General features: G+C 53.8%; 9 protein-coding genes. 5 read left to right on the top strand and 4 right to left on the bottom strand.

The genetic code is table 11. The features are described from left to right. Positions 1-92: 92 nt before the first annotated feature. On the bottom strand, positions 93-242 hold the full coding sequence (locus AB7E65_RS10635; RefSeq protein WP_428745863.1) for a hypothetical protein: 150 nt from the start codon (positions 240-242) through the stop codon (positions 93-95). A 170-nt stretch (positions 243-412) separates the two neighbouring features. Between AB7E65_RS10635 and AB7E65_RS10630 the strand changes: the two genes are divergently transcribed. Beyond that, entirely contained in the window at positions 413-739 is a 327-nt protein-coding gene (locus AB7E65_RS10630) for a 2Fe-2S iron-sulfur cluster-binding protein (RefSeq protein ID WP_428745862.1), read from the top strand. A gap of 33 nt (positions 740-772) precedes the next feature. Next, positions 773-1,495 carry a TetR/AcrR family transcriptional regulator gene (locus AB7E65_RS10625; RefSeq protein ID WP_428745861.1) on the top strand — a complete coding sequence of 241 codons (723 nt, stop codon included), beginning with the start codon at positions 773-775 and terminating at the stop codon, positions 1,493-1,495. A 26-nt stretch (positions 1,496-1,521) separates the two neighbouring features. Here the strand turns inward: AB7E65_RS10625 and AB7E65_RS10620 are convergent, their stop codons facing one another. The 3 genes from AB7E65_RS10620 to AB7E65_RS10610 form a co-directional block, all read right to left on the bottom strand. After that, complete coding sequence (locus AB7E65_RS10620) at positions 1,522-2,502, bottom strand: NADPH:quinone oxidoreductase family protein (RefSeq protein WP_428745860.1); 981 nt, start codon at positions 2,500-2,502, stop codon at positions 1,522-1,524. 77 nt (positions 2,503-2,579) lie between these two features. Continuing rightward, entirely contained in the window at positions 2,580-3,779 is a 1,200-nt protein-coding gene (locus AB7E65_RS10615; RefSeq protein ID WP_428745859.1) for an LLM class flavin-dependent oxidoreductase, read from the bottom strand. A gap of 211 nt (positions 3,780-3,990) precedes the next feature. After that, positions 3,991-4,650, bottom strand: coding sequence for a FadR/GntR family transcriptional regulator (locus tag AB7E65_RS10610; RefSeq protein WP_428745865.1), 660 nt, complete (start codon positions 4,648-4,650; stop codon positions 3,991-3,993). Positions 4,651-5,111: 461 nt separating this feature from the next. Between AB7E65_RS10610 and AB7E65_RS10605 the strand changes: the two genes are divergently transcribed. The 3 genes from AB7E65_RS10605 to AB7E65_RS10595 all read left to right on the top strand — a co-directional run. Further along, complete coding sequence (locus AB7E65_RS10605) at positions 5,112-5,948, top strand: acyl-CoA thioesterase (protein ID WP_428745864.1); 837 nt, start codon at positions 5,112-5,114, stop codon at positions 5,946-5,948. 44 nt (positions 5,949-5,992) lie between these two features. Beyond that, a complete protein-coding gene (locus AB7E65_RS10600; RefSeq protein ID WP_428745858.1) occupies positions 5,993-7,156 on the top strand; it encodes an acyl-CoA dehydrogenase family protein in 1,164 nt (387 codons plus the stop codon). 26 nt (positions 7,157-7,182) lie between these two features. Then, positions 7,183-8,247: class I adenylate-forming enzyme family protein (locus AB7E65_RS10595; RefSeq protein WP_428745857.1), on the top strand; the 1,065-nt coding region annotated here is incomplete at its 3' end.

Here is an 8,247-nt window from a genome sequence, read left to right as displayed (position 1 = left end):
CCCACTGGTCAGTGCAATGCGCACTGCTTCCTGCTTGAACTCTTCTGAATGCTTGATCATCTCGTCGGTCTCCTGTTGCGAGCTTAAAACGCTCAGGTGACCGGCGCAAAACCGTTACAAGTCCACCAGGCCCTGGCAAAGATCCTGTCGCGCTCCAGCTCAAAAAACTCTTTGGAACGATAGGGCTCAAGGGGAACCGGATCGTAACCAAGTCCCGATGCTTCGGTGAAGTTCTCTCTCATTGTGCTCTCTCCCGGCTTTGTTCCTGGCCTGCCGCCGACGGATATCCTGCGATACAATTTAAATGCATTAAAAATAAACTGGAGTCAAAGTTTAAATGCATTAAAGAGTGGCTTGACACCGACTGCGTGCAAACGCCACCACTGTTCCGGAATCGTGATGACAGGAAAGAATGGAAGTGACCCAAGTTTCGATCAATGTGACAGACAGGGCGGGTGTCGATCACGTCATCAAGGCACAGGTCGGGGTGCCGTTGATGCAGGCGCTACGAAACGAAGGCCTCGTCGATGCTATCTGCGGGGGTGAATGCGCCTGTGCAACATGCCATGTGCACATCCAGGGAGGTGGCATGGAGAAGGTCGGAAAGCCGAGTGGGCAAGAAGTCGACATGCTTGAGACGAGCCTTGAGACACAAGACAATTCCAGACTGAGCTGCCAGGTGATTGTCAGTGAAGATCTCGATGGCCTGGTTCTTACCGTGGCGCAGGCGGAGGGTTGACGGGACCTTCAAACGAGGGGATTGACAACCGTCATGGCAACCCAGGGCAAGAAGCGAAAAATATCGGATTTGTTCGAAAGGGGGCGCCCCCTTAATCTCGAGCAAAAGAAGGATCTGCGGCGGCAAAAGATAATTGATGCAGCCGAAGCGCTGGTGCGTGAAACCGGTTCCACGGATTTTTCAATGAATGCCTTGGCAGCCAAAGCCGGTTTCAGCACACCAACGACATACAACCTTATCGGGTCGAAAGGGACTGTACTCTACATTCTCCTGAACCAGTATCAGGATCGTCTCGACTTCACATCGTCACGCACAAGCGATGATGCCAATCCGTTCCGCAAGGTGTTGGATGCCGCAGAAGTCGCGACCCGTCTCTACACCGATGATTCTGCCTTCATCCGGGCGTTGATGCGCTTCCTTCTCGGCATCCCCGATCCCGTTCATCGCCCCGCGTTCATGATCAGGGGATACAGGTATTGGAATCGTTCATTCGACGGACTTGAAGATGCTGGTTACTTTGACTGCGCGATAAACCGAGACGCTCTATCGCGTGACTTCCTGGTGTTCTTTACTGGCCTTATAGATCTCTGGGTCCACGAAGAACTTGATGATGAACAGTTTAGCCTTCAGGCTGAGTGCGGCGTTATTCTCCGCCTGCTCGCTTTGACAGGGAAGGAAGATCGGAGCTGGATGAAGCAGCGCCTAATCGACCTGCAAGACGAAGTCGAACCTATTTATGGCGAACAGACGGCATAATTCCAACGACCAAAAATAAGGTGCAATCAGGCAGCAATTTTAACGATCAATTTGCCTTTGGTTCGTCGCGACCTCAGGTCATTGAGTGCTTTGGGGGCATCCAAGAATTTATACCGTACAGTTGGCTGAAGACGAATTTTGCCTTCGTTTATCAATGATACCAGTGTGTGGAGATCATTCCAGCCCTGCTGGCCCGTTTCCTCAATCGCCAACCGCCCTTCGACACCGATTATGGAAATCATTTTGACGAGTACGAGATTGGTGCGGACATCGGCTGGTTTGCCAGAGGTAAAGCCGACAACCAAAATTCGTCCGGCTGGTGCAATTGCACGCATTGCCTGGTCGAACATCTCTCCGCCCACCGGATCGAAATAGACATCGGCGCCACGGCCGCCCGTCAACTGGCGGACTTTTTCATAAACATCGCCATCCCGGTAATCGATAAATTCTGCAGCTCCGATAAATTCGGCGGCGGCAGGATCACTTCCTACTGCAATTGTGCGGGCGCCAAGCGTCTGACCTACTGCGAGCGCGGCACTTCCAACTCCGCCCGACGCGCCGAACACGACAAGAGTTTCACCTGCGGCGATATTAGCCCGGCGAAACAGCGCATTGTATGCGGTCCAGTTATTCATCAGGATTGCGGCAGCATCAGCCAGGTCAATCTCGTCAGCAATCTGGTGAACGAATTGCTGAGGCAGGACGCAATACTCGGCAAGGCCTCCTCCAGATAGGGAGACGGAAAACGCAGCGACCCGATCGCCTACGCGCAGCTTTGCCACGTCAGGTCCGACTGCATCGACGATCCCGGACATTTCGCTGCAGGGAATGTAGGGTAGTTGCGGAGTTTTCTGATACCCCCCTTCCAAAATGAGCGTTTCGCCAAATGCGAGGCCTGCAGCGCTCACGCGAACCCTAACTTCCCCTTCCCTTGGTTCCGGAACAGGAATGTCTGTGAGCTCCAGTTCGAAAGGATCGGAAAACCGCTTACACACCCAGGCCTTCATTGGCTCTGCGTCTCGTCAGTTGTCCATTCACGCTGGCATAAGTAAAACAGAACTGGATTTGCTGGTTTGCTCATAGATCAACTCTCACCTTTGAAAAGTTTGACCATGTCGGGTGAGAGATTCTTCGAGGATTTTTCTGAGGCGTATTTTTCCATTTTGGCTCTTACGGCCGCGGTCATTTCGCCCCTGAACATGTCATGATTTTCCTTGAGCCATTTTTCCGATGAAAAACGGTTCTCGTTCAGCGCATTAATCTTAGGGATCGCGTACGTTGCGATCAACTCGTAAGAGCGCTTCGTCTCAAGGCGATCGGCCCAGTGGTGATCCATCACGAGAAAGCACCCAAATCCGCCAGATTGCGCCAGCAAACGCTCAATCTGAGCAACGAAATCATCAGGAGTGCCAATAACCGCAAATCCTGTCTCTATTATATGATCGATAGGATCCGCGCCGGGGGGAGGAGCCAGCGGAATGGCTGCGGCTTCATTCATGTATTCCAGCCATCGGTGCAGGCCAAAGCGAACATTCTCGCGGGCCTTTTCACGTGTTTCCGCCACATGTACGGGGCCGATCAACCGCCAGCGTGAGCGGTCGACCTTCTGGCCGCTCTCTCGTGCTGCTTCTTCCGCAATGGCCCAGTTTGAAGCAAGAGCGTTGAAGCCGCCGGTGGATGTAGCGCCGATTGAGAGCATACTGAGACCAAACCGTCCAGCGGCGAGCGCGCCTGTTGGCGAGACCTGACTTGCAACCGCGATCTCTACGCCATTTTCATTGTAGGGAAGAAGCTGGAGATGTGCATTCTGTAACTTGAACCATTCTGAACTGGCGTTTGCTGGCTGATTGCCAAGCAAACGAACGAGTGGTTCGATCGCTTCGTCCATGCGGTCTCTTGCTTTGGCAGTGGGAACGCCTTGCATGAATGCATCGGATGGCAACGACCCTGGGCCGACGCCGAACATTAGCCTTCCACGCGTATGATAGTCGAGCTGTCTGATCCTGTCCGCAAGGGTGTAAGGGTTATGATAGGGAAGAGATGATACACCAGTCCCGAATTTGATCGATTTCGTCCGATGTGCGACAGCTGCAATGAAAAGTTCCGGGCTTCCAACAATTTCCCAACCTCCGGAATGGTGCTCGCCAATCCAGACCTCGTCGTAGTGGAGCTGGTCGAGCCATTCTACCAGCTCCATATCTTGATCCAAGGCGATTGCCGGATGTTTTTCCGGAACATGATGGGGTGGGATAAAGGAACCGAATCGAATTCGAGAACAACTCATGTGGCGATCCTCTTTTGGTTGGAGCATGCGCTTCTGGTTATATAAAGTTGTATTGTATGCGCAGGGGTGATCAGCTCGATCTTTGGTAGCGTTGAGCGCAATGTTAGTCAAATGGTTTGACATTTAATGGCCAGTCTGACGGCTCGCCAACATAGCCTTGACCGTATTGGAGGAGTGGTTTTTGAAGCGACTTACAGGCCGTTTTGCGCAGCTAAAGAGAGACGGTGCGCGGCGCGATTGGCTCTATCATTCGCCGATAAGCCTGCACATGAGAGAGCATGCGCCTTTGGGCGGCCTCAGTGTCTTTTTGCGCGATGGATTCGTGTATCCGATCGACGGCAAAACGCGTGGCGGTCCTCACATCCTTTGAAGTAAATCCTGCAACATGCGGATCGACCATGTTTGGGCCCAGGCTTTCGTAAATAGCGCCAAGAAGCGGGTTGTGACTTGCTCTCCCGAGTGCGGCGTGCCACTCAAAATTGGCCTTAACAAATTTTTTTGCGCCAAGTGTAATTTTCAGTCTCTCCCGACATTCGTCCAACGCCATGAGATCCTTTTCGCTTCGATTGGCTGCGGCCAGCGCGCAGACGGTAGGTGCAAATGCTTCGAGAGTTTCCATCAGCGAACGAAATGGAATTTGCCTTCCGCGAACGAAAATATTGATCGATTCGCGGACCACATTGTTGCCGGGGACTATCGCACGACGTCCCTGGTTCCTGCCAACTGTTGTGGAAATCAGTCCTTGGGTTTCCAGGATCAGCATTGCTTCCCGGACAGACCCGCGGCTTAGTCCCGATTGTTCGACGAGCTCTCGCTCGTTGGGAAGTAACTGCCCTGTGCTGAACTGGCCGGAGAGTATCTGTTCTCGCAATGCGTTCGCGAGGACTTCGCAGCCTCGCTCGTTAAAAACTCTCTCAACTACCAAATTTGCACCTCGTAAACATCAAAACATTGGGCAATTTGACTGCATTCTGCGGCAGCGTAGTCATGGGCGCATGAGCCTGCAAGACTTGGCTGTCAAGAAGCGCGTGGCGCCAAGGCATTTAAGGAAAGTGAGGATGCAGGTATGTCTTGAGCGGGAATTAAGGCGAATTCAGAAACGCGTTTCGATCAATCGTCAACGATAGCGCAATTTTCAGTTCCAGAACATCCGACGCGTTTGTCGTTCGCCCGTTGGTGGAGGATTGGTTCGCATGCAGTCGCGTACTGACCAGACCTATTGCGCTTGATTGGAAAACATCAAATGATTGGACCATTTGACGTGATCGCATTGCTCGCATATATCCCAAGCCATTACACTGAAAACGAGACGAGAATAGGTTTGTCGTGTTGATGAATCCGCAGGCGGAGTGTGATCTGCTGCAATTAATGGAGATCGACCTGGTCCGTGCAGGCGGCGACCAACCCGCGATTTGGCGAGGGTCAACAGTTCTTGGCGGAGATGGTTCAGCGTTTGGGGGGCAGATGGCTGCCCAGGCGCTCATGGTCGCAAAAGCAATGCAGCCAGATCGCGCGCCGGAAAGCGTACACACACACTTTCTATCATCAGCACGCCCGGACACTCCGATCGATCACGAAGTAAAAATACTGCGATCGGGGCGAGCTTTCACCGTTTTGCGTGTTGAGAGCAGGCAGGGTGAGCGGCATTGCCTCAGTTCAACCATAACGCTGCACAATAGTGAAGGGTCTCCCGAACATCAGATGCCGATGCCTGCACTGGAAATCCCGGAGGCTTACCCTTTGTCGGATTTTGTCCCTCCGGGGACGTGCCCGTCGGTCAGGCAATGTTTCGAAATTCGGGAAGTGTCGGCACAATCGAAAGCGGAAGCGGGTTGTTATCCGCAACAGGCTTATTGGTTTCGATATAAAGGCGATCTCGGAAAGGATCAGGCCGTCCATAATGCGGCTCTGGTCTGGTTTTCGGACCTCAGCATGCCCTGGACCACAGACCTCGCCTACGATGAAAGGCATGGGCGGCGCGTCGGCGCATCGCTGGATCACACAGTCTGGTTCCACCGGCCTGCGCGCGCGGACGAGTGGCTGTATTTTGCCCAGGAAAGTATTGTTTACGCAGGCGCGCGCGCCCTCATGCGAGGGGTCTTCTTCACTGAAGATGGGTCACTGATCGCAAGTGCCGCACAAGAAACCTTGTTGCGACGGCTGTTCTGACACTGGCGCAGCAATTTCAGATCCGAACGGGTTAGGGGGTTCGAATGGAGTGGATGCTTAATACGGCACAGATCGAGTTTCGCGATCGTTTACGGGAATGGGTGACCGAAAACATTCCCAACGATGTCGCGCGTGAAGCTGAGAAGATCGACGGGAATTATCCCCACCACCTGTTCGAGCGTCTGGCTGAGGGCGGCTATCACGCGACTGCGGTGCCGCAGGAATACGGCGGGGCAGGGGCTGATTACACCACGCAATTGATTCAGTCGCGCGAGTTGTCGCGGTCCCTCGCCGGCATGATATGGATTTGGGGTTCCACCTCCTTTGCCGGCGCAAATTCGATCGGTCTTTACGGCACTGATGAGCAAAAGCGCGAGTTGTTGCCTAAAATCGCGAAGGGTGAACTTAAAGTGACCATCGGCTTTACCGAACCGGGCGGCGGAACCGATGTGCTTGGCACCTTGAAAACGACAGCCAGGAAGGTTGATGGCGGCTGGATCATCAACGGTGTCAAGAAATGGTGCACCTCCGCACATGTGTCAGACTATGTGTTGTTGCTTGTGCGAACAAACGACAAGGTCGAACGCAAACATCACGGTGTCTCGCTGTTCCTCATGTCGCCAAAGGCCAAGGGTGTGACGCTCAAGCCGCTGACCACGATGGGTATGCGCGGTCTCGGCACTTTTGAAATGACGATGGAAGATGTCTTCGTGCCCGATGACAGGTTGTTGGGAGAACCTGACAAGGCCTGGTACATGCTTCTGCCTACACTGACCAATGAACGCATGCTGCTGTTAGGCACTTGCCTTGGAATTCTTGACGGCGTCGCGGAAGACGCTCTGGCCTATATGAAAAGTCGCGAGGCTTTCGGCAAGCAGATCGGCGCCTTTCAGGCAGTCCAGCATCATTATGCCAATATCATCATGGCCCGCCACCAGACTGAGCTTTTAGCATTCGACACTGCGAGAAAAGCTGATGCTGGTATAGATACATTTCTCGAAGTCACAATGGGCAAGGTAATCGCATCGGAACATGCCGTGAATGCGGCAGACCTTGGGATACAGATTTTCGGCGGAATGGGTTATTCGGCCGATAATGACATGCAACGCTACTGGCGCGATGCGCGCCTGATGCGTTTCAGCCCGATCAACAACGAAATGGCGCGAAACCTTGTGGCCGAACATTTTGGTTTACCGCGATCATTCTGAACAACAAGTCGAGGAGGCCTGAAAGCATGTCCGGGTTTCAACTACAGACAGTCCATGACCTGATAGATTCAAACGCGGATCAGCGTGGCAGCGCCACCGCATTTTCATGCTACGGGCAGGTTGTTACCCACGCGCAGCTGGCGAACATGAGCAAGGCCGCAGCTCGCTACCTGTCCGGGCTGGGCGTTGAATTTGGCGACAGGGTAGCAATCTTCCTTCCTGTCGCTTCAGCCGGGTATCTGGCTTTGGCTCTTGGTGCAATGCGTCTGGGTGCGATCGCTGCCTGCCTCAATGCTCGTTTCAAAACCCGTGAACTCAATCACGCGATCGAAAACTCAGGCTGCAAGGTTTTGCTCTATTCTGCGCGACTGGCGGAAGTCATAGAAGCAAGTGGCGTATCGGAAAGAACGCAAGCACTGGAATTTGAATCGATCTGCCAAGATGGTGTGTTCGACACCACGAATGATCAGGTAACTGGCGATACGCTTTCAAGAGTTGGGCCCGACACTCCCGCCCGGATCATCTATACATCGGGCACAACCGCCATGCCGAAGGCCTGCCTGCACACGCATGGGGCCATGCTGCATCAGGCCAAGGCGGTGGCGGAACGCCTTCAATTAACCGAAAAAGATCGTTTCTGGACGCCGCTCCCTCTTTTTCATACGGGCGGATGGACCCCCTTTCTTGCCTCGCAGGCTGCGGGGGCATCATTACACCATGCAGGCTTCTTCGAGGCTGGCCCAAGTTTGCGGCAGATGGTGGACGAGGAATGCACCATACTCTTCCCCAGTTTCGAGACGATATGGATGCAGGTTTTGACGCACCCGGATTTTCGAGCAGAAGACTTCACTGCAGCTCGTCTCGTCCTGAATGTCGGGGTGCCCGAACGGCTTGCGCTGATGCAGCACATGCTCCCACACGTGCCCCAGGTGTCGAATACCGGTTGCACCGAGGTGGGCGGCTGGCTGTGCATTGGGAAGGCGGAGGACACGCTTGAATCTCGTTGCAACACGGCCGGCACACCGATTTCAGACATGGAGGCAAAGATCGTCGACCCTGAAAACGGAGAAGAGCGTCCCGACGGGAGACCT

Origin of the sequence: Syntrophotalea sp. (assembly GCF_050253115.1) — a bacterium.
Taxonomy (GTDB): domain Bacteria; phylum Desulfobacterota; class Desulfuromonadia; order Desulfuromonadales; family Syntrophotaleaceae; genus Syntrophotalea; species Syntrophotalea acetylenica.
This window is presented reverse-complemented; position numbering and strand designations above follow the sequence as displayed.

Bases quoted from the DNA above. Each gene is read 5' to 3' on its own strand.
- AB7E65_RS10600 (WP_428745858.1), top strand. From the start codon at position 5,993: ATGGAGTGGATGCTTAATACGGCACAGATCGAGTTTCGCGATCGTTTA.
- AB7E65_RS10615 (WP_428745859.1), bottom strand. From the start codon at position 3,779: ATGAGTTGTTCTCGAATTCGATTCGGTTCCTTTATCCCACCCCATCAT.
- AB7E65_RS10605 (WP_428745864.1), top strand. From the start codon at position 5,112: ATGAATCCGCAGGCGGAGTGTGATCTGCTGCAATTAATGGAGATCGAC.
- AB7E65_RS10630 (WP_428745862.1), top strand. From the start codon at position 413: ATGGAAGTGACCCAAGTTTCGATCAATGTGACAGACAGGGCGGGTGTC.
- AB7E65_RS10625 (WP_428745861.1), top strand. From the start codon at position 773: ATGGCAACCCAGGGCAAGAAGCGAAAAATATCGGATTTGTTCGAAAGG.
- AB7E65_RS10620 (WP_428745860.1), bottom strand. From the start codon at position 2,502: ATGAAGGCCTGGGTGTGTAAGCGGTTTTCCGATCCTTTCGAACTGGAG.
- AB7E65_RS10635 (WP_428745863.1), bottom strand. From the start codon at position 242: ATGAGAGAGAACTTCACCGAAGCATCGGGACTTGGTTACGATCCGGTT.